Source organism: Methylomonas methanica, from assembly GCF_001644035.1.
Taxonomy (GTDB): Bacteria; Pseudomonadota; Gammaproteobacteria; order Methylococcales; family Methylomonadaceae; genus Methylomonas; species Methylomonas methanica_A.
On the sequence record NZ_LUUG01000060.1, the window covers coordinates 39,586 to 58,964 of the forward strand.

Genomic DNA, 19,379 nt, shown 5'->3' on the forward strand with positions numbered 1-19,379 from the left:
TAGCGCCGAAATAAGCCATTCGCATCAAGCATGAACCCACGCACCGCCCAGGTTGAGCGCAATACGCTCGAAACCCAAATCAAAGTTTCCATTAATCTCGACGGCAACGGCACGGCTGCGTTTACCACCGGCTTGCCGTTTTTGGATCACATGCTGGATCAGATAGCCAGACACGGTTTGATAGACATAGAGGTGGTCTCCCACGGCGATCTGCATATTGATGCCCACCACAGCGTGGAAGACATCGGCATCACGCTCGGTCAAGCCTTTGCCAAAGCGCTGGGCGACAAGAAAGGCATTTACCGATATGGTCACGCTTATTGCCCCTTGGACGAATCCTTGTCGCGGGTGGTGGTGGATTTCTCCGGCCGGCCCGGCTTGTTCTATCAAGTGGAATTCAAACGCGCGTTTATCGGCAGTTTCGATGTGGACCTGTTTAAAGAGTTTTTCCAAGGTTTTGTGAATCACGCCGGCGTGACCTTGCACATAGACAATCTGAAGGGCGGCAATGCCCATCATATTGCCGAAACCGTATTCAAGGCATTCGGCCGAGCCGTGCGCATGGCCATTAGCCATGACGAGCGGATGGCCGGCATCATGCCTTCCACCAAAGGCAGTCTATAATTCCCACACTTTCCGCCTAGAAACCCCGACCTTGTATCTCTAGTTTTATGTCATCAGTAGCCGTTATCGATTACGGAATGGGAAATCTGCATTCCATTGCCAAAGCGCTTCAACATGCCGATAGCCGGGTAAATGTGCAAATAACAGCCGATGCCGCAGTGATCCGCATGGCCGACCGGGTGGTGTTTCCCGGTGTTGGGGCGATACGCGATTGTATGCACGCCTTGAACGAGAGTGGCTTGGCGGATGTGATCCGTGAAGTAGCCCAAAGCAAACCGTTTCTGGGCATTTGCCTGGGTATGCAGGCCTTGCTGACCGACAGCGAGGAAAACGACGGCATTACCTGTCTGAATTTATTCCCCGGACACGCGCGCCGTTTTGCCGATCACATGTTGGATGTCGATGGCAATGTTCTAAAAATTCCACACATGGGCTGGAATCAGGTCAAGCAAAACCCGCATCCGCTCTGGCACAATATTCCGGATCATAGCCGCTTTTATTTCGTACACAGCTATTATGCGGCGCCGGACGATCCGAGCCACAGCGCCGCAACGGCCGATTATCCGCAAGCATTTACCTGCGCACTGGCAAAAGAGAACATGTTTGCCGTGCAATTTCATCCTGAAAAAAGCCAGACTGTCGGATTGCAGCTATTGCAAAACTTCCTGGCGTGGGATGGGATTGCGTAACTCCCCAACCCTTAGATGTTGGCTTTACTAACCTTTAGATTTAGTGTTTTAACTGTCGAGATTTAAATATGTTGCTGATACCCGCAATTGACTTGAAAGAAGGGAAATGTGTCCGCTTGCGCCAGGGTCGTATGGAAGACGACACCGTATTCTCGGACGATCCCGTGGCTGTGGCCGGGCGCTGGGTTGAAGCAGGGGCAAAACGATTGCACCTCGTCGATCTCGACGGCGCCTTCGCCGGTAAACCGAAAAATGCCGAGATAATCAACGCAATCGTCCAAGCCTATCCGGACGTGCCGGTGCAAATCGGCGGCGGCATCCGCGATGAAGACACCATCCAGGCCTATCTGGAAGCCGGTGTGCAATATGTCATTATCGGTACCAAGGCTGTCAGCGAACCGCACTTTGTTCGCGATGTTTCCATCGAATTCCCCGGCCACATCATCATCGGTCTGGACGCCCGCGACGGTAAAGTTGCCATCGACGGCTGGTCGAAATTGTCCCGCCACGACGTGATAGATCTGGCACAAAAATTTGAAGCCAACGGCGTTGCGGCGATTATCTACACCGATATCTCCCGCGACGGCATGATGCAAGGCGTCAACGTCGAAGCTACCGCCAAATTGGCGCGCTCGGTGCATATTCCGATTATCGCCTCCGGTGGCATTACCAACTTGGACGATATTCGTGCTCTTGGTGCCGTTGCGCACGAAGGTATCATGGGTGCCATCACAGGCCGCGCTATCTACGAAGGTACGCTGGATTTTGCCGAAGGGGAAAAGCTCGCCGAGTCTTTCGGCGGAGCCGATGTCTGAGCTATTAGCCGGTAAATCGTAAACAATGAGCCTAGCCAAACGTATTATTCCCTGCCTGGATGTCGATAACGGCCGCGTTGTCAAAGGCGTGAAGTTTGTTGACATCCGCGATGCCGGCGATCCGGTAGAAATTGCCCGTCGTTACGATCGAGAAGGGGCGGACGAAATTACCTTTCTGGATATCACCGCCACCCACGACAACCGTGACACTATCGTCCATGTGGTTGAACAAGTGGCCAGCGAAGTGTTTATTCCGCTGACCGTGGGCGGCGGCATCCGGGTGTTGGAAGACATTCGCCGCATGCTCAATGCCGGTGCCGATAAGGTAGGTATCAACAGTGCCGCCGTTTTTAGGCCCGAATTCGTCAAGGAAGCCGCAGAAAAATTCGGCTCCCAATGCATCGTAGTCGCCATCGACGCTAAAAAAGTCAGTCAGGAAGGCGAGGAAAACCGCTGGGAAATCTTTACCCACGGCGGTCGAAAACCAACCGGCATTAATGCGGTGGAATGGGCTGTGAGAATGAAAGACTTCGGTGCCGGCGAAATTCTTTTGACCAGCATGGATAGAGACGGTACCAAATCCGGCTTTGATCTGGCTTTGACCCGCGCTATCAGCGAAGCGGTCAGCATTCCGGTCATCGCTTCCGGCGGTGTTGGCAATCTCGATCACCTCGCCGACGGCATCATCGAAGGTAAGGCCGACGCAGTGCTGGCGGCCAGCATTTTTCACTTTGCCGAATACACCATAGAGCAAGCCAAGCGCCACATGCAGGCGCGCGGCATCGAGGTGCGATTGTGAGCGAAAACTGGCTGGACGAAATCCAATGGACCGAAGGCGGCTTGGTGCCGGTCATCGCTCAACTGCACGACAGCGGCCGCGTGGTGATGTTTGCCTGGATGAATCGCGAGTCGCTGGCCTTAACGGTTGCCGAAGGTTATGCGGTATATTGGTCGCGTTCCCGCCAGCGTTTGTGGCGCAAGGGCGAAGAGTCCGGCCATCGCCAAAAGGTTATCGATATACAACTGGATTGCGATGCCGACGTGATTTTGCTTAAAATTGAACAGGAAGGCGGTATCGCCTGCCACACCGGCCGGGAAAGTTGTTTTTTCCGTAGCCTGACAGACGGCGAGTGGCAAGCCACCGAGCCGGTACTGAAAGACCCCAAAGCTATCTACAAATAGACAATCACACGCCGGCATAGCTCAGCAGGTAGAGCAGCGCACTCGTAACGCGAAGGTCGTAGGTTCGATTCCTATTGCCGGCACCATTAAAACCAATTAAATCAATGTGTTATAGTTTCATTGCCAGCCTGTTGCTTTGTACTAATTTACCCACTGGGTAAATCAGGACACTAATCGCAACATAGTCACGTTTTCGACCTTAGTTAGCTTCTCGACAGCAGCTACTAATTCCCCAACTTCTGCTGGAGAATAATGCACAGTGATGTCGCCATCAATATGATGCATTAATGCTTTTCTCGTTTCTAATGGAACGCCCGCTAACCTTAGTCTTCTCGCAAAGGTATGACGAAGGTTATGAGGCCCAGATAAAACTTCTTTCCCTACCGGCAATCCCGCTCTTAGCCATGCTTTTTTCCAAGCAGAGTTGTACATTCGAACAACCGGGTGTCCCCTGTAACCAAAAACATGCGTAGCTATTTTTCCACGCCGGCTTTCAATTACACTTTTAGCCGTACTATTTAGAACCAGCAAGCATGGCGTACCGTTTTTAGTGAACTCCCCAGGAACCAGAAAAACCGAAGTCCCAATTTCAGGAACCTTGATTTCCCATTCCCAGCGCAATTCACCAACTACTTTATCCCTGGCACCTGTATTTACCGCAAACATGGCCATTTCAGCCAAATGCGAAGGCAATTCTTTAAAAAAACGTCGTTGCTCTTCAATGTTTAATGGATAAGGATGCGCGGTGTCTCCCCAATTAGGGGAACGTAATAACGGCGCTGTCGGCAACCAAGGTTTGTTCTCCATGTCTCGCCATACCCGAGATGCAAGAGTCAAAATCCTTCTTACAACAGACAACTCTCTATTAACTGTAGCGCTTTTAATTCCAAGTTTTTGGCGATGTTCAATGTAGGGCTGTAGGGTACCTTGATGTACTTGATCAATTTTGAGGTGCCCAATCCAGGGATCCAAATTTTCCAAGCACTTAGCATCCCGACTCAAACTAGGTTTGACCTCCTCGTTTAGAAATTTTGTTGCAGCTTCTCGAAAGGTCCGCAGCTTTGGAGCAGCTGCTTCAGTTTTAGCTGCAGCTATCGCTCTATGGTATTCATGCTCTGCTTCAATTTGCGAGCTCGCTGTAAAGCGGTGGCGAACTCTGCCGATCCCGTCGATGCGTTTGTCGACCGATCCTTTTCCAGTTTTTTTGTCCCAGTACAAACCTGGGAGTTTGTTTCTTGCCATGATGGTTGCTCCTTAACCCTCACGTTGCGGGTTTTATATTCATCTAAAGCGTGATCAAGGTCAAGTCGATCAAAACCAATGCCTTGGTTTCCCATTTGAATTTCGGGAAGATGGGGACGAATCTCACGATCAAACAAGGTCCGTCCCATACCTGCGTAATACCGCGCTTCCGGAAGCCGTAGAATTCTTGGTGGGTAGTAATTCGTCATGTTTTAAATTACGCCAATCATGCAAAATACAGAATTACTTCATGGGTCATTACTACCGACTTGAATGGTGAAAAACATTGTCATGGGCTTACCCAAACTCAGTTTTTCAACCGCGTCTTGCAAACACCACATAGCTCAATTTCATTCATACGGGCACGTAGCAAGTTCCAGCAATTGCAAAAGGTACATCGCGTCAGTTCAATCGTATTGGCTTTAAGCTCTTCAACAATCACACCGGTTTCGGAAAAACCTAGTTGGCTGATCGGGTGTATTTTTTTGAACGCATCAAAAGCATTGATGACTTTGTAAATTTCCAACTGTTCAACAACTAACTCAGCATGCCTATAACAAACTGCAAAGGCTGTCGCCTCCTTGTATTGCTTGTTAGTTCGCGTGAGCGCGTGGATCGATTGCTTGTTATCACCGGATCGCGCAGAAATCCCATGATATTCACGATATGCTTTTCGCAGCCATTTGATTGAAAGGGTTGTTTCTTCATGAATCGTGGAAATACGGGCTTTGCGCTTGATGAGTTCAAGGGCCAGTGTTTGTTGCTTATAGTTATCTAACATCACGTCCCCTTTATCCTGCTGTGAGAGCCAGCATCAAATCCACTCGATCATAGCGGCGCTGTCCAAATCCCTGAATAAATTGGGAAGTAAAGCGTGGTGCAAAGCATAAACAACCTGATCGAGCTAGGTACTGCATCTCGTCCATGGACAAATTCGCCATTGCCAATCTCAACTTTTCATCGGTAACCCCCATGATCAACAGCGCTTGTAGGGCATTCTCTCGGGCGAGTGCCCTCACCTTTACCAGCCAAGCCAAATTCAGATCGTAGAGTTCTTGATCAACCACGTCCTGTTGCCGGCTCATCAATCGCTCAATAAATTCATCCACATGGGTCAAATCATCTTGCATGATGGCTTCAACAGCAGTAGTCATATTGACCACCCGCAACTTGCTTTTTAGGAAGTCAGCCCCGAATTCGTTTAGTAGTGTGAAGATAGCTTCCTGAAAAAATCCTGTGGCGATGGATTCAACCGCTTCAAAATCCAGCGTCAGGCATTCGTTGCGTAAAAAACATTCTCGTGCCCTTTGCACCAACTGCTTGCCATGGCAGGCTTGGGGTGTTTTCAGTTTGGTGAGGTGTTTGATTACGACATACATAACAGTCTCCTTGTCGGTGGTTAAGATGTCGATAACCGTGAATCTGAGGCTAAGGTGCGTTCCCAGCCAAGACAAGACGCCTTGTGGCGGCGTATGTTTTTTTCAGCCCAAACCTCACATATTGGGCAGCGTTGATAAAATTTCGGCAATGTATTCAGCACGATATGGCGGGATTGACAGATTCCACACAGCACAAGTCGACTTTCACGGCTATTAACCTGCTGAATAAGATGCCAGGCACGGTTGATGCCTAAGAAATTACCTTGATCACTGCTGACGTCTAATCTATTGTCATTAAAAACACGCCCAACAGTCTCACGGTACAATCCATAGGCCGTCATGAATCGGGTGGCATGGACAGGTTTCTGCGTTACGAGTTGAGAGAAGTCGGAATACATACCCAGGAAAATCGAAGCATGCAGTGCATTCATCGATGATCGTGCAATCCAATACGAATCGTAAGGCAACATGCCAGACTTAGAGGGGCAGTGATGGACTTCCTTGTATAGGCGGATCGCCACTTTGCGACCAATGCCACACAGATGCTGAACAACTGGCGGCCTAGCGCCTAATAGAATGAGTTTGTTGGCCATGGAAAGGGTTTCCAAAAACTCAGGCAACGCAGTTTCGCTGGGTAACCGGTACATTTAGGCATCCTCCCCGTTGTTATGAGTGGGCAATAACAATGCGCTATGTAAGGACGGCGCTATATGTTGTGGCGTCTTTAGGGGTAATAAGCGAATCATTGCCCGACTGTTACTCGCCAATTCCCGAATCTTTTCCAGTGTCAGTGTTTCCATGATACTGAGTTGTTTCTGATTCAAACCAAAACGCCAAGCGGCTTCCAGCGCATTGCTGCGGACAGCCTCGCGGGCCAGCATCAGATATTCAAAATTGAGTTGAGATAAATCCTCTTCCAGTGTCGACATTAGCGTTATCTCTACGTTAAGTGTTTGCTTTAGGCGATATGCTAGGGGGATCAATTGGAAAAATCTCACACGGAAAGTGGTCTGTTTTGGGGTACCTTCCTCGCAAGACTTTGCGGGGCGTTGGCTGGAAGACGGGGAAAAACGGGATAAAACGCAAGTTGTTAGTGATATTTGTGAAACATTTCACAAATATTGTCTCATGATGGAGCAATGCGCCACCGTCTCAAGGACGGGGCGCTGTTATCAGATTTTTAGATAGCCTATTGGGTAGAGATCCACGTTCTGTGTCGTGTAGATCAGCCTTGATTGCCTAAGAGCAAGCTCACAACAATCCATGTTCAGCGAATGAATACACGGTTTCGCCGACGATGAAGTGATCAAGTACGCGAACGTCAATCAAGGCCAAGGCTTCTTTAAGTTTTGCTGTAATCACGCGATCGGCCTGACTGGGATCACTAATGCCCGACGGGTGGTTATGCGCCATGATCAGAGCCGAGGAATTATAGTGCAGCGCGGCTTTGACCACTTCGCGCGGATACACGCTAGCGCCATCAATCGTACCCCGGAATAATTCATCGCAAGCGATGACCCGATGTTGATTGTCCAAGAACAGACACAGAAATACTTCGTGCTCATACGGCGCCAATTTCAATTTAATACAGTCCTTCGCCTTGTCCGGACTGGTCAAGGGTTCGCCTCGACTAAAAGTGCGGTTGTAGATCTGAATGGCCTCCAAGATGACATCCTGTTCATCGGCCATACGGTAACGATTATTGGTTCCTCGAATGTATAACATGGGCTTTCTCCGGTAATCTTAAAATTTGGAGAAAGCCGTCCCCTTCCGGGGTGGACTTTCTCCGGAAGGGTTGTCAAAAATGTTCAAAGCCTCGTCAGCGACGCCCGCAAACGTTGGCCGTCCGCAGAAGCATCCTTCGCTAATAAAACTTAAGTTGACGCCTTTCTTGCGTCAGGTGTTTGGGAATGGGTTTCCTCAAATATAAAAGCCCCAAGGAAACGACACAGTCCAACCCCTACAGGGATAACGGATCATCTCCCCGAGGCGGGTGATACTGGCTAGGCCAGTGGTTTAGTTAAAGACCTGGATAACACCGGATTGCGATGCTAAAGCCAGGTCTGTAGCCGGCGGTAGAGACCCCACCCATTCCAGCAAGCTGGATGGTTCGTTTTCCAATACCGCATCGGGATCGATGCCTCGGCTGGCAAGTACCGTGCTCATCGCCTGGGTTAATAGACGATGGCCTTTTTCCCGTTCCGACTCTCCGCCGTGCTTGATCGCCCAAAAGGGATCGAAATGGACATGCCGGCTACTGCGTGGACACTGCTTGTTCACTTCGGTGTGAAACGCCCGATCTAAGGTCTCTGCCTGTTCGTACTGCTGCCAGAAACCTTGTCCGGCTTGACTTTCCGCCGGTGGCAACCAGCGGCGCTGGCGGCCAACCCAACGATTCATCCGGTCGATCAAGGTTTTGCTCTTCGGAAAAAAGTGAATGGTGCCGACACCCGGATAGTAGCGAACGTCAAAATAACTGCCGCCGATCCGCTTGCCGACACGAAGCGCGTGAAAATGCTGCCGAAACACCGACACCAAACTCACTTCCGCTTCGGTTTTGCCATCGAGCAAAGCAAATACCTTGTCGAAGTCGGTCAACAGACGTTCTGACTCCCAGTTCAAGCTATTTTGATAGGACTCGACTTTGTGCCCTGGCAGAACGAAACGCGTGGTTTTGATCCGCATGCCTAAGGTGCGATGTTTATCATTGGATTTCCAGCCCATGTAAAACACCGCGTTATCGCTATAATAGCGGGTGATCAGATCGAACACATCGCACACCATGCTCAGTTGAATTTCACCTTGCTGATCGATGATTCCTTGCAGAAAGCCATAGATATTCGGCACGGTAAATTCCAAGGTCTTAACCGCTTCAAAATCCGACTCCAAGCGTTTTTGCGCCGCCGATGACAAGCGTGATGTGACTTGCGTGGATCGCAAAATACCGGACCAGGCACGATCTTTTAGATCGCTGTAATCGGTATACAGCTGAGATTTTACCCAATCCAGCGTGGTGCCAGAGGATTTGACCGCCGCATCGCCATTCAATTCACCGAGCGTTTGTCCTAGCATCTTACGATAGCGCATGGCACGGGCCTCGCTAAACACCGATTGCCGGGCCGCTTCGACGGCGGCATTGAACATCAGCACCGCATTGTCGATATAGGCATTGGCTAATGCCAGTTCATGAATGGGCTGGCAATCGCCCGCCAAATCTTCCTCGCTCACTTGATCGCGACGTAAGTCGTCGAGGATGTTGCCTAACAGCGCATCTTCAAAGGTTGAGGTTTTCTTCAACCAGACCAGGGCGATGTCCACATCCGTTTTGCGCAAGGCATCCTGGCTGGCAAACATGTCCGATAAGTATTCCACTTCGCCAAACTGTTCAACCAATCGAAGCAAATGCTTTCGTTCCTTGGAAAACGGGTTTTTCAAGGTTTCAGCATTGAGAATGGCCACGATTTCACCGTCGAACAGAATCTCCCACGCCTTCAGCACATGCTGTACGCCGTCGGCAAACGGGGGATTCATCAACACATGGGAATACAGACTGCCGCTTTTGAACTGCATAAAATCCATACCCACTACGGCATAGCCTTGCGAACGCAAGATCGGGTGTTTACTGATATCGATTTCAATGCAATCGACTGGAATTTGCTGCCAGCGGTTATAAGGCCTGGGTTTTAATAAATGACCTTCCCCGGCAGAGGGTTCCAATACACGCACAAAATTCTTGTTCTTGAAGGTTTCCCAAGCCTTGATGCTTAACGCTTCCGGCGTTGGATAATATTGAAGATTGTCTATCATGCTGATCTCCGATAAGACCCCTGACGACCGATGTATCCCTGGCGGGATAAAATCATCCCGCAGGGGTAGTTTGAAAAACTCGGCTTAACCGAGTGTCAAAAATGAAAACGGTGCGTCAGATCAACGCGAACCGCTTACCTTGAATGAAGTCCTGATACTGCCGGGCTTCGTTTTTTACTTTGAACCGGGCATGCACGCTCCCGTCGATCCAGATTTCCCACGGCAAGCGGTTAAGCTCACCTCTAACCAGTTCCACCTCGCCAACCCGAAAATCATCGTGTTGGTAAAGCACCTGGCTAGGGCTATCAATGCGAACGATGCACTGATCCAATAAAGCTGGACCACCGATCTCGCCGGGTTCGATCAGCAATGGTACTTTGATGGATCCCATAGAGCGGCCGATCCAGCCGATGACATCGTGTTCATCGTGCCAGGACTGCCCGGTTTGGATGTCGCCGTAATACAGCCGAATTTTGCGTCGGCTATGGCGAAGCTGTTCCAACAACTCAACCACCGGTTCCGGTGTATCGGCGTGATAACAGGTGCCGGATGGCAAACGTTGATACTGGATGCAATGACCCGTGCTAAAGGTGTGTTCAAAGATTTGATTCATGATGTTGTCCTCAATGAAAAACGGAAACATCACGATCCCCCAGCGGGAATAGGACATTCCCGTGTGGGTGGATAACACTGAGTGCCGAAGCGAGTGACTTGGCTAACTCAGGCTTGTACAAATTGTGCGCATAAAAACTTCAGCGCGCAGTTTTCAGGATTGGATGCCCAATACAGATTTTCCCAAGGCTTGTAGTGCCAGAGGAATCAACTGATCCATATCACTCCAGTCGATACTGCCGCCGTTGGTTTCGCCTTGTTGATAGGCTTCAACTAATCCCCGGCAAACCCGCATGGCCGCTTGCTCTTTCTTCAACTGCCGTACCGAATGATCAGGTTCCGGCAGTTGTTCAACGGCAACGCTTTCCCATACCAAGCTTTCATCCTCCACTTCATGGTATTCATCGGACAATAGCGGCATGGCAGCGGTGTCATCCCAAATCGTGGCATCGTTGAATGCCTGTTCGGCAATCTGTTGTGCCGCTTCGGGACTATCCGCAGTGATACCAACCGACACCCGGTGTACATAATCGATTTCGTAGGACACTACGAAGAGCCGATTCACAACCTCCGCCGTGACATTGGCTGAGGCGGGTTCTTCGACTGGTAATTCGGTTTCCACCGACGCACCCTCGATCAATGCGCTTTCATAAGGCTCGATTTCCTTGTTGCAATCCGGGCAGCGATCGTTACAGCCACAATCCCAACCATCCTCCCATTCGGTCTGGCAGTAAGGGCAGCGGTACTGATTCAGATAGCGAACCGCGCTGTTTTCGGCAGGGGTTGTGTCACTGCTGGATAGGTTGATTGTTTTCATGGTCATGTCCTCCTAAAAACGCAGGAACGACCACCCGTCAGGATGAGGTTCCCGCAGGTAAAAAACGCTGCTCAAAGCCGAAAATAGGCTCGCACAGCGGGGTTGAATTCACACAAAAATCGGTATATGGTGGCTAAAACTCATTAAAAAGCAGAGAAACAGCCATGTTTGACGATATTTTGCGCATTTTTGATTTCCTCAGTCCTAAGCGGACGGAGGAGCTGTATCCAAGTCGAAAACCAATGGCGATTCCTATCGACGAACCACTAAAAGTCGTTCGACATTGCCAACAAATTTTCCAAAAATTGGATGTTTTGGAAGCCGACGTGCTCAAACGGGTTGATAATCCCGAACAAGCTTGGCCGTTTCTAAACAAGATTCGACAAATTCGCCGGGAAACCCAGAACGATTTGTTGTCGCTATTGCCCGAAGGCAGCTGGGTGTTTGCTGATGAATCGAATCAACACGAGATTCCAGTTCGCCGTATCAATACGGCAACCGGAACCACGTTGCAGGTATTCAATGGCGGGCTTGCTGATTAATCGGTAACGCGTTGGCGTTACCTTTCAACGCTTCACGCAATTGAAAGACCTGTTGAGCGGTTTTGGTGGTTTTGTCATTCACCAAGCCTGAGTCGCCCACTTTTTTAGACCGCCGACGGGGTTTAGCCTCTGTTTCCGCCGAAGCAATCGTCGGTTTGATTTTCAACAGCTCTCGCTCCAATTTGGCGATTTCAATATCCGCCTCGTAGAGTTTGATTGTTTTCTGTTTGGCTTGATATTGAACTTCCAATCGCTCCAGTTCGCGATTTGTTTCACGATTACGACTCTGAATTTCCTGCCGCACCGAATCCGATATCGCCAGCCAATCCATGTCATCGCGGCTACGTGGCATGATGACCGGTAGCCGGTGTCGTGCCAAACGTTGCCCACGATAGCGGTGAAACGTTTGAACTGCGTGTTTCAATGCATTCAATAGTTGCAAGGCCGTTGCCCAAATCACCCGCAAGGCGAGGATGAACATAGCCAGTAGGATGATGCCGAAAATAAAGTTCATTGAAGTTCTCCTTTAAAAATTTAAGAAAACACTTCGAATGAACAGCACCCGGCCGGGCGATGGTCGCCCGAAGTGGGTTTTGATTTGCAGTGGGTAGATCCACTGCGATTTACATCGGGCTTAACGCACCCGACACGATCACGGTTTAACGTGCTCGCCGCCTAAAGACGGAACGCCGACCAAAGTCGGATTCAGCATTCTGGAAAGAACGCATGAAATGTCTGTTTGTCGAATGGGCTCCTGGAAGTAAGTGCATTCGACAAACTGCGGATTCAATCAGCTACCCGTAGCCACAATCCAAGGCTTTAGCCAAGGATTGGACTACGAATAATTGACTGGGGTTAGGCTGCCAACAACAACGATTTCGAGAGTTCGAACAATTGCGCTCTCAGCTCTGAAAGGTCGTTAATGGTGATGGCAATCGGGAATAGATGGCTGACATCCAATCCCAAGCCTACGCCGACCGTTTCAATACCACTATCACGGCAACGCTGTAAGAGTTCCAGCGTGCTCAGTGACTCGTTGGGTTGGCCATCGGTTATCACCATCAATACCTTGCGCGGTTCCCGGCAACCCAGCAGCGACGCCGCACCAAACCAAATCGCTTCGGTCATCGGCGTACTGCCGGTGGCGGCCAGCGAAAAGGCGCCAGTTCGGGCATTCACGCGTTGGCCATGTTCCAGTAATCGGAACACCGAATCTTCGTGATGGCCTGGAAACGCTGTGACGCCAGGATTGACTCCCGGAATGCCTTCGAATGCCAAGGCCAATGCCAAAGTGGCTTCCAATGCAATCGGCATTCGCGATCCCATCGGTTGGCCCTGGCTATCGGTCACCTGATACCCCATGCTTTCGGATTTATCGAGTAACAAATGAATCGCCGTATTGGGTGCCGCTTTGGTCTCTTTACGCTGAAACAGCTTAGTTTCGCCCAGTGGTAAACGGTGTAAACGCTTGCCATCCAGCCGCCGTCCACGACACGCATGTTGTGAGCGGTTTAAGGTTTGCGATTGCACCAGGCCTTGCAAAGCAGCACGGATTTTTCCCGATTCGCCTTGCACCTTGCGCAGTAAAAACGAACCGGACCGCTCGTCCATGGGCGGCTCGAGGCCACTGGGCATAAGCAATTCCGATACATTTTCCGCCGCCAACGACAAGGCCGATTGCAGCGATTCAAACACATCCTGCTCGATATCACTGTCACCAGCGGACAACAGAGTTTGCAAGACGCCCATCGGATCTGCAATCTCCGCGTTTTCTTCATCTTCGCCTTGTGGGTTGGATGTAGATCTCTCGGATGGCGTTGCGGGTTCATCGTCAGAATTTTTGGGAGTCGAATCATCGTTACCCGCCGATTCTGAAGACGGATTTTCGTCAGTGTCGTTGGGCAATCGTTCATCGGGCTCCATTTCATCCGGCTCAGGCGTGTTTTCCTCATCTTCCGATGGCTGTGCCTGATTGCGTTGCCGTTGTTGCTCGAACTCATCTTCAATCATGGTCAGGATGCGATCAGTCAACTGCAGACAATCGGATTCCGATTGCAAACCCTGCGGCACTTCGGACAACAAGCCTTTCAACCGCGTTACCGCGCCTTTCGGAAACGCTGCTTTCAATGCCGCTTCGGTTTGCTCGACCAATGGCAATAACGCCGATTGACCCAACACCTTGGCCCGCAAATATTTCAACACGAAGCCGTACAGAATATTAGCCGGATGATCATCAATGCTATTGGCCAAAAAGTCGCCTTTGGCAATCATCTTTTCAATCATGGTGCGAATGGTCAGCCGGGTACCTGGAAAGTCCTTGGCCAGTTCGTGCTCGATGCGAACATCTTCGATGGCATTGCATAAGCGCCGGCGCAATACCGAATGTCCAAAGCGCAACGTAAAATCCGAATAACGAATATGTGCGGCTTCGTGGGCTAAAAGGCCCCAGGCGACATTCTGATAATCCGGATCGTCGCCCTCATAGGCGGGCAGCCAAATGGTTTGACCATCGGTTTCGGCTTTATCACCTCCGACACGGACTTTGACGCCAAAGCGATTGCCAATGGCCGCCGCAACGATGGGGAATGCATTGTGTAAGGTTCTATTTTTCATGGTGTGCTCCAAAAGTCAGGGCAAACCACGGCCCCAGAGGGACATGAATTTGCCCCAATGGGTGAAGTGTTAAATGGCGTCAGATCAGAACCAATAATCCTGGTCAGAATCATCCTCCTCGTCATTGCTTCCTGCAGTCACCGTTTCAGGTTCTGCTGAATGCTCCGATTGGTTGGATTCATCAGCAAAGTTATCTGTGTCCAGTTCCGCCTGGCTTTTATCCAGCAAGACCTCAATCGCCCAGTTATCCGCAGCCGATTCCGCTTCAAGTTCATCGTCAAAGATGCCATCAAACAGATCGGTAAAATCGGGACTGTCTGAATTGGTTTCAGTGATGACTGTTGTTGCTAGTACCGTTGGTGGCTCTAATTCGAAGGTTTCATCAACGCCCGTCTCTTCAACAACAGGTGTTTGATTAACCAACAAACCTTCACCGTGCCGACGGGTTTTATCCGGATCGGACAACAGCATCGCCGTGGCTAAAATCTCCTGCAAAATACTGCCTTCAATAGCGCCTTTGGTGGGGATTCTCGCCAGAAGATCGTCAATGGTGCTGACGACGGGTGCCACCCGATAGTCCAGAAAACCCAGTCCATCGAGCTTGTCCCGCATACGGCGAATCGGCCGTAACGCGCTGCGGGTGACTTGTTCTTTGCCCAGCAACGACTGCTCGATGAGATGGTTGGCTTCCACAGAAATTTCGTAAAACATCTGCTCACTGAGCGAACCGATTTTGCTGTCCAGACGCGCGACATCCGCCGGCGGCAAGCTTTCGGGTAACCCGACACTGACCACCAGAAAGTCAAATGACAACCGCGTCGAGACAAACTCCACCGAATCCACCGCTTGCTCGATAATGCCGGCAAATTCCGGATGGCGAACCACCCAGTCCGTCACCGCCGCATCGTAACCGGCAATAAACTCGGTTTTAGCCGCAGCAAAATCCAGCCCGATACGCTCAAGTTCCTCGGTAATACTGGCGGCCGATTCAACCGGCACGGCAAAGCCACCCAGAAAGCGGGTACCGACGCGCAAACAAATACGTTCGGCTTCCTTCTTCAGACGGTTGAACACCGTCAGCTTGTCCGGATCGAGCAAACGTTTAGACCCTAAACTGGCTAAATCCTCTGGCGGCAATTTGCTACCATCGGCCAGCACCAGGTCTTCTTTTTTCAGTTTCTTGCGGGCGCCGTAAATATTGGCATCCACTTTTACCAAGACCACGCGGTCTAAGATGATTTGCGTTTCATGAGACATGGGAACCTCCTAAAATGAGAGGCACACCCATCCCCGCTGGGGTCGATGTGCCCCTGTAGGGTTAAATGAAAATAACAAACCGGTTAAAACCAGCAGTCGTCCGTGTCGGACATGGCCGCTGCCAGATTTAAGCGGGGTTTGAGCAAACCTAAGACTTCTGCGGTGTCCCGAATGCTGTCCAGATCAGTGCCGAAAAATGCCAGCACGTCCTGTTCAGCTTTCAGATCGACCGAGAGATCTCGGGCGGTTTCGGTGGCAATATCAATGTCCACGCCTTTAAAGCCTTTTGCTTTCAATGCCAGTAAAAACAACCAAGGCAGAATGCCATGCGCTGATTTAATCTGGCCGCTCAGATCAAAGATTTCGGCATTGAGGGTGGCATCAATCCACTGTTGCCAGCCATCCCAGTCTTTTTCAGGCTTAGAGTGCTGATCCGATACGGATTGAATAACTCCGATCAGTCGCCTGACCTCGATACCCAAGTCCACTCGAACCGCCTGCTTGGCATGGCAATCAATGGTCCAATACAGCGACTCAACTGGCGGCGTTAGCATGGGCTCTGGATTTGAATCAGGCTCTGGCACTTGTGATTGAGTTGCCGAAGTCTTACCCGGAAACACCACATTGCCGTCACCGTCAATGTCCACCACGGCCACAAACACATAGCCCTTGGCCTGTTTTTGCTGTTCGATATCGTGCTGGCGTATTCCCGTTCGCGTATTGATGCTCGGCAGACGAGAAGCTGTCTTGCCCCAACGTGTCGAGATTGATCCGTCAGCATGGGTGGTTATCGCCCAGTCTTTGGAGCCGCCGTCAGTATTACGATGACGATAGAGATTCCAGGCAGCCATGATTAGATCTGCCAGTCATCGCCAAACACATCCTTGGCGATCCGATGAATCGCTTCGCGTTCGGCGGGTTCGGCACGAAAGGTCAAGGCCCGGTCCAAGGAATACGCCAAGGCATTGGGCGCACTTTTGAAGGTGGCCACCAGTGACGCCCAACGCACTAAGCCGCGCGTGGATAAGGTCACCGACAACATGCCACTGCCATCCGCACCGCCGATAAAGACTTTACGAATCTGATTGGCGACTTTGATCATGCTTTCGCGTACCGTTTCCGGCATGCTCGGCACTACATCGGCCAACAGTTTCATTTCGTCTTCAGGTTCGGGGTAACCGACTTCCATCAGTCTAAACCTGTCTAAAAACGCCAGGTTCTGACGTAATACACCTTGATACAATCCCGACTGATCGCCAGATCCAGCGGTATTGCCGGTGGCCACCAAACGAAACTTCGGATGCGGGACAATCACATCGCCGGTTTGCGGAATTGTTAGAGGTTTCCCTTCAACAATTTCATTCAAACCAATCAACTCAGCCGGATCAATGGCATCGATTTCGTTGATCAACAACACATGACCCAGGCGAACCGCCAGGGTCAACGGACCGTCGATCCACTTCATCGCGCCGCCGTCGACCAGCATGTACTGGCCTAGCAGGTCATTGAGTTCCAATCGACCGTGACCAGTGACCGAATGCACGCCCCAATGGAGACGTGCCGCGACTTGCTCCAACAACGAGGTTTTACCGGAACCGGTGGGACCGGTCAGGTATAAGCCATCGCCATTGGCTGCGCCTAAAAACGCCAACACATCGCGCAAGTGATCCTTGCGAAACACATAGGGTTTTTGCGCCGGTACATAGGTATTTTGTCCGGGGGCAAAGCCTTCCACTTTCATGGAAGCAGGGGCCTGAATGCCGAAGGTGTCGGCAATGGAATAGTGTTGGTACATGGTGAGCTCCTCGAGGACTAACCTCAAATGACAAGGGGCGCACCGCCCCGAGGGGTAATGGGCCCCAACAGGTGGTTAAAACCCTGGCAACCCAGGGTAGATAAAGAAATTAACGTAACTGCATGACACAGTACATCGCCCATTCGGCACGGGCCAACAGCTCCCGATCCATCAAACGCAGGATGCGCTGAATGTCGCTTCTCAAACCGGGGTCCGAGAGTTGACCGTGCAGATCCAGCAGCAACCGCTTTTTGGCATGAATGTCGTCGCTATGCGCAACGTTCAACCAGCCCTGCAAGGTTTTCCAAAAGTCGTGATTCATGATGACCTCCTTCAATGATTAAAAGGGGTCATCGAGTCCCGTGAGGGTGATGAACCCCAACGGGACAAACTAAACACACCAGGCTTGACGCACCTGGCACACGAGGCAAACGCTCATGCCGCTTAATAACGGAACGCCGGTCGAAACCGGATTCGGGATTCCACGAAGGGAATGCCTGAACGATGCTGGTTTTGGGTTGGACTTTTCTTAAAGCCCAGCCTAAAGCCGACAGGCCTAAACTGAAGGATTCCATCAGGTGTCCGGCGTCAACTCTCGTAGCCGACCATCATCAATGAACATCCCGTAACCACCAGGGTTACAGGATGTCTTGAAACGACCCCTCAAAACCAAAAGTCCACACCCGCCAGGTCTTTCAAGGCTTGGGCATCGAACGGTACTTCGGCATGTTTGCCGTCGTCATCCCGGCAAGTCACGCGGACCCGCGTGGCAGACGGTTTACGATAGCGTTCCAGTGCCGCAGCCTGAACATCCGGTTGCAAGGCGTGCAGTGCTGCCTTGTAATCGATAGCACCCTGGCTTTGAAACCGGCTGATCCGCAACCCGGAATGCTCTGCGGCCACGTAATCGCCCATTAGCAACACCAACGTGTTTTCAATGGCCGCCTGATTAGCCTCCAAGGTGGCCAGTTCCGCTTTCAAATCCGCGATTTTCACGGCACGATTGCGATAACTCGCCGCCTGCTGTTGCCATTGCTGCTCAGCATCACCTTTGGGTAAATACAAATCACGCTCGGGATCCTTACTCGGCTCCTTTTTCGATTTGACCGCCGACCAGAAATCCATCGCTTTATCGACCAGCTGGGTGAGAAAAATCTCATCGCGCTGAATTTCAAACTCGATGTCCTGGCCTTGATGGTAGAAAAACAAAAAGCCGCGTTGCGCTTCGGACACCAGCAGTTGCTGTTGCACCTGACACCAATACAGTTGATAGGCCTCGGACGCTTCCCGATTCAACAGCACATCCAAAAATGTGGTTTCGTGTGGACATTTGATTTCCACGGGCTCATTCGCGTCGGACAAGCCATCGAACGAAGCCCGCATCAACGGATACTGTTCCGACTCGCCGCACAGTGGTAACAACATCAGATCGTGTTTATCCTCAAAGCGTTGCAAAGCCTCGGGCTCTTGCTGGATGCCGGCGCGGATCAACGGGTTGTTGTCCAGGCTGGCTTCCAGCACCAGGCCGACCTTTTCTGCCCAGAGCCGCCAAGGGGTTTTGTAAGGCGAGCGGTTCATGACGATGGCCGCTTCACTGGCACTGACGCCTTGTGAACGCCAGTGCCGCCAGGCGTCGGAACGTTGCGAAACGTCGATGACGTTCATTGCCAGGCTTCCGGCAACTGAATGTGGCAGCCTAACCGCAACGAGGGCACGCCGCGTTGGGTTAAATGCTGTTCACAGCGCTTGGCCCAATGGAAATCGGCAAATAGCAACAACACGGCATCCGCAGTTGGCAATACCAAGCCGCCAAAACTTTCCACCAAATGGTGTAATTCCGCTTTGGAGGGTTTGTCGACCTCTGCCACGGCTACACCCGGTTTAAAACTGCGTTCTAAAAAGCCGCGCCCATGTCGGCGAATCACCGTGGGTGAGTCGTAACGCCGCCAGTCGGTATGACACGGCAGACGATTTAACGATTGATCGATTGCATTCATGATCTCTC

At 51.1% G+C, this 19,379-nt stretch carries 23 protein-coding genes and 1 tRNA gene; 7 read left to right on the top strand and 17 right to left on the bottom strand.

Translation table 11 applies throughout. The features are described 5' to 3' along the window. Positions 1–30: 30 nt before the first annotated feature. From hisB to A1332_RS08805, 6 genes are all read left to right on the top strand, one after another. Positions 31–624 (top strand): imidazoleglycerol-phosphate dehydratase HisB, encoded by a 594-nt coding sequence (gene hisB, locus A1332_RS08780; protein ID WP_026602368.1) that lies wholly within the window; start codon positions 31–33, stop codon positions 622–624. Positions 625–671: 47 nt separating this feature from the next. Beyond that, entirely contained in the window at positions 672–1,313 is a 642-nt protein-coding gene (hisH, locus tag A1332_RS08785) for an imidazole glycerol phosphate synthase subunit HisH (RefSeq protein WP_064008125.1), read from the top strand. 68 nt (positions 1,314–1,381) lie between these two features. After that, positions 1,382–2,128 carry a 1-(5-phosphoribosyl)-5-[(5-phosphoribosylamino)methylideneamino]imidazole-4-carboxamide isomerase gene (gene hisA / locus A1332_RS08790; protein ID WP_064008126.1) on the top strand — a complete coding sequence of 249 codons (747 nt, stop codon included), beginning with the start codon at positions 1,382–1,384 and terminating at the stop codon, positions 2,126–2,128. Between the two features lie 25 nt (positions 2,129–2,153). After that, complete coding sequence (hisF, locus tag A1332_RS08795) at positions 2,154–2,927, top strand: imidazole glycerol phosphate synthase subunit HisF (RefSeq protein WP_064008127.1); 774 nt, start codon at positions 2,154–2,156, stop codon at positions 2,925–2,927. Next, complete coding sequence (gene hisI / locus A1332_RS08800) at positions 2,924–3,310, top strand: phosphoribosyl-AMP cyclohydrolase (RefSeq protein WP_064008128.1); 387 nt, start codon at positions 2,924–2,926, stop codon at positions 3,308–3,310. Before hisF ends, hisI begins: the two co-directional genes overlap by 4 nt. Before the next feature lie 10 nt (positions 3,311–3,320). Further along, positions 3,321–3,396: transfer RNA gene (locus A1332_RS08805), tRNA-Thr, on the top strand. 76 nt (positions 3,397–3,472) lie between these two features. Here the strand turns inward: A1332_RS08805 and A1332_RS08810 are convergent. From A1332_RS08810 to A1332_RS08850, 9 genes are all read right to left on the bottom strand, one after another. Continuing rightward, positions 3,473–4,552 carry a tyrosine-type recombinase/integrase gene (locus A1332_RS08810; protein WP_064008129.1) on the bottom strand — a complete coding sequence of 360 codons (1,080 nt, stop codon included), beginning with the start codon at positions 4,550–4,552 and terminating at the stop codon, positions 3,473–3,475. A gap of 307 nt (positions 4,553–4,859) precedes the next feature. Next, positions 4,860–5,333 carry a FlhC family transcriptional regulator gene (locus A1332_RS08815; RefSeq protein WP_064008130.1) on the bottom strand — a complete coding sequence of 158 codons (474 nt, stop codon included), beginning with the start codon at positions 5,331–5,333 and terminating at the stop codon, positions 4,860–4,862. Between the two features lie 10 nt (positions 5,334–5,343). Then, positions 5,344–5,931 (bottom strand): STAS-like domain-containing protein, encoded by a 588-nt coding sequence (locus A1332_RS08820; RefSeq protein ID WP_064008131.1) that lies wholly within the window; start codon positions 5,929–5,931, stop codon positions 5,344–5,346. Positions 5,932–5,951: 20 nt separating this feature from the next. Beyond that, positions 5,952–6,578: a FlhC family transcriptional regulator gene (locus tag A1332_RS08825; RefSeq protein WP_064008132.1), complete on the bottom strand. Its 627-nt coding sequence runs from the start codon at positions 6,576–6,578 to the stop codon at positions 5,952–5,954. Continuing rightward, positions 6,579–6,860 (bottom strand): flagellar transcriptional regulator FlhD, encoded by a 282-nt coding sequence (locus tag A1332_RS08830; RefSeq protein ID WP_026600247.1) that lies wholly within the window; start codon positions 6,858–6,860, stop codon positions 6,579–6,581. Positions 6,861–7,182: 322 nt separating this feature from the next. Further along, positions 7,183–7,656: a RadC family protein gene (gene radC / locus A1332_RS08835; RefSeq protein ID WP_064008133.1), complete on the bottom strand. Its 474-nt coding sequence runs from the start codon at positions 7,654–7,656 to the stop codon at positions 7,183–7,185. Between the two features lie 291 nt (positions 7,657–7,947). Next, complete coding sequence (locus A1332_RS08840; RefSeq protein ID WP_064008134.1) at positions 7,948–9,738, bottom strand: DUF4942 domain-containing protein; 1,791 nt, start codon at positions 9,736–9,738, stop codon at positions 7,948–7,950. Positions 9,739–9,853: 115 nt separating this feature from the next. Beyond that, entirely contained in the window at positions 9,854–10,351 is a 498-nt protein-coding gene (locus A1332_RS08845) for a hypothetical protein (RefSeq protein ID WP_064008182.1), read from the bottom strand. Between the two features lie 153 nt (positions 10,352–10,504). Further along, the gene (locus A1332_RS08850) at positions 10,505–11,167 is read right to left on the bottom strand and encodes a hypothetical protein (RefSeq protein ID WP_157203975.1); all 663 of its coding nucleotides are present in this window, start codon (positions 11,165–11,167) and stop codon (positions 10,505–10,507) included. 164 nt (positions 11,168–11,331) lie between these two features. On the opposite strand from A1332_RS08850, the gene A1332_RS08855 reads away from it, so the two are divergent. Next, complete coding sequence (locus A1332_RS08855) at positions 11,332–11,709, top strand: hypothetical protein (protein ID WP_064008135.1); 378 nt, start codon at positions 11,332–11,334, stop codon at positions 11,707–11,709. Here the strand turns inward: A1332_RS08855 and A1332_RS08860 are convergent. The 8 genes from A1332_RS08860 to A1332_RS08895 form a co-directional block, all read right to left on the bottom strand. Further along, positions 11,687–12,223: a hypothetical protein gene (locus tag A1332_RS08860; RefSeq protein ID WP_064008136.1), complete on the bottom strand. Its 537-nt coding sequence runs from the start codon at positions 12,221–12,223 to the stop codon at positions 11,687–11,689. The two genes, A1332_RS08855 and A1332_RS08860, sit on opposite strands and share 23 nt — an antisense overlap. 341 nt (positions 12,224–12,564) lie before the next feature. Next, positions 12,565–14,322, bottom strand: a complete 1,758-nt coding sequence (locus A1332_RS08865; protein ID WP_064008137.1) for a VWA domain-containing protein — start codon at positions 14,320–14,322, stop codon at positions 12,565–12,567. A gap of 84 nt (positions 14,323–14,406) precedes the next feature. Then, positions 14,407–15,579: a DUF3150 domain-containing protein gene (locus tag A1332_RS08870; protein ID WP_064008138.1), complete on the bottom strand. Its 1,173-nt coding sequence runs from the start codon at positions 15,577–15,579 to the stop codon at positions 14,407–14,409. Between the two features lie 83 nt (positions 15,580–15,662). Further along, the gene (locus A1332_RS08875; RefSeq protein ID WP_064008139.1) at positions 15,663–16,430 is read right to left on the bottom strand and encodes a hypothetical protein; all 768 of its coding nucleotides are present in this window, start codon (positions 16,428–16,430) and stop codon (positions 15,663–15,665) included. Positions 16,431–16,432: 2 nt separating this feature from the next. Next, positions 16,433–17,374, bottom strand: a complete 942-nt coding sequence (locus tag A1332_RS08880) for an AAA family ATPase (RefSeq protein WP_064008140.1) — start codon at positions 17,372–17,374, stop codon at positions 16,433–16,435. Positions 17,375–17,483: 109 nt separating this feature from the next. Further along, the gene (locus A1332_RS08885) at positions 17,484–17,696 is read right to left on the bottom strand and encodes a hypothetical protein (RefSeq protein ID WP_064008141.1); all 213 of its coding nucleotides are present in this window, start codon (positions 17,694–17,696) and stop codon (positions 17,484–17,486) included. Between the two features lie 341 nt (positions 17,697–18,037). Continuing rightward, positions 18,038–19,039, bottom strand: coding sequence for a YqaJ viral recombinase family protein (locus tag A1332_RS08890; RefSeq protein ID WP_064008142.1), 1,002 nt, complete (start codon positions 19,037–19,039; stop codon positions 18,038–18,040). Beyond that, positions 19,036–19,371 (bottom strand): hypothetical protein, encoded by a 336-nt coding sequence (locus A1332_RS08895; protein WP_064008143.1) that lies wholly within the window; start codon positions 19,369–19,371, stop codon positions 19,036–19,038. The genes A1332_RS08890 and A1332_RS08895 overlap by 4 nt, the downstream gene beginning before the upstream one ends. Positions 19,372–19,379: the final 8 nt, after the last annotated feature.

What these genes read in the sequence shown, in the direction of transcription:
- hisB (WP_026602368.1), top strand. Translation starts at nt 31, where the DNA reads ATGAACCCACGCACCGCCCAGGTTGAGCGCAATACGCTCGAAACCCAA.
- hisH (WP_064008125.1), top strand. Translation starts at nt 672, where the DNA reads ATGTCATCAGTAGCCGTTATCGATTACGGAATGGGAAATCTGCATTCC.
- hisA (WP_064008126.1), top strand. Translation starts at nt 1,382, where the DNA reads ATGTTGCTGATACCCGCAATTGACTTGAAAGAAGGGAAATGTGTCCGC.
- hisF (WP_064008127.1), top strand. Translation starts at nt 2,154, where the DNA reads ATGAGCCTAGCCAAACGTATTATTCCCTGCCTGGATGTCGATAACGGC.
- A1332_RS08810 (WP_064008129.1), bottom strand. Translation starts at nt 4,552, where the DNA reads ATGGCAAGAAACAAACTCCCAGGTTTGTACTGGGACAAAAAAACTGGA.
- A1332_RS08815 (WP_064008130.1), bottom strand. Translation starts at nt 5,333, where the DNA reads ATGTTAGATAACTATAAGCAACAAACACTGGCCCTTGAACTCATCAAG.
- A1332_RS08820 (WP_064008131.1), bottom strand. Translation starts at nt 5,931, where the DNA reads ATGTATGTCGTAATCAAACACCTCACCAAACTGAAAACACCCCAAGCC.
- A1332_RS08825 (WP_064008132.1), bottom strand. Translation starts at nt 6,578, where the DNA reads ATGTACCGGTTACCCAGCGAAACTGCGTTGCCTGAGTTTTTGGAAACC.
- A1332_RS08830 (WP_026600247.1), bottom strand. Translation starts at nt 6,860, where the DNA reads ATGTCGACACTGGAAGAGGATTTATCTCAACTCAATTTTGAATATCTG.
- radC (WP_064008133.1), bottom strand. Translation starts at nt 7,656, where the DNA reads ATGTTATACATTCGAGGAACCAATAATCGTTACCGTATGGCCGATGAA.
- A1332_RS08840 (WP_064008134.1), bottom strand. Translation starts at nt 9,738, where the DNA reads ATGATAGACAATCTTCAATATTATCCAACGCCGGAAGCGTTAAGCATC.
- A1332_RS08845 (WP_064008182.1), bottom strand. Translation starts at nt 10,351, where the DNA reads ATGAATCAAATCTTTGAACACACCTTTAGCACGGGTCATTGCATCCAG.
- A1332_RS08850 (WP_157203975.1), bottom strand. Translation starts at nt 11,167, where the DNA reads ATGAAAACAATCAACCTATCCAGCAGTGACACAACCCCTGCCGAAAAC.
- A1332_RS08855 (WP_064008135.1), top strand. Translation starts at nt 11,332, where the DNA reads ATGTTTGACGATATTTTGCGCATTTTTGATTTCCTCAGTCCTAAGCGG.
- A1332_RS08860 (WP_064008136.1), bottom strand. Translation starts at nt 12,223, where the DNA reads ATGAACTTTATTTTCGGCATCATCCTACTGGCTATGTTCATCCTCGCC.
- A1332_RS08865 (WP_064008137.1), bottom strand. Translation starts at nt 14,322, where the DNA reads ATGAAAAATAGAACCTTACACAATGCATTCCCCATCGTTGCGGCGGCC.
- A1332_RS08870 (WP_064008138.1), bottom strand. Translation starts at nt 15,579, where the DNA reads ATGTCTCATGAAACGCAAATCATCTTAGACCGCGTGGTCTTGGTAAAA.
- A1332_RS08875 (WP_064008139.1), bottom strand. Translation starts at nt 16,430, where the DNA reads ATGGCTGCCTGGAATCTCTATCGTCATCGTAATACTGACGGCGGCTCC.
- A1332_RS08880 (WP_064008140.1), bottom strand. Translation starts at nt 17,374, where the DNA reads ATGTACCAACACTATTCCATTGCCGACACCTTCGGCATTCAGGCCCCT.
- A1332_RS08885 (WP_064008141.1), bottom strand. Translation starts at nt 17,696, where the DNA reads ATGAATCACGACTTTTGGAAAACCTTGCAGGGCTGGTTGAACGTTGCG.
- A1332_RS08890 (WP_064008142.1), bottom strand. Translation starts at nt 19,039, where the DNA reads ATGAACGTCATCGACGTTTCGCAACGTTCCGACGCCTGGCGGCACTGG.
- A1332_RS08895 (WP_064008143.1), bottom strand. Translation starts at nt 19,371, where the DNA reads ATGAATGCAATCGATCAATCGTTAAATCGTCTGCCGTGTCATACCGAC.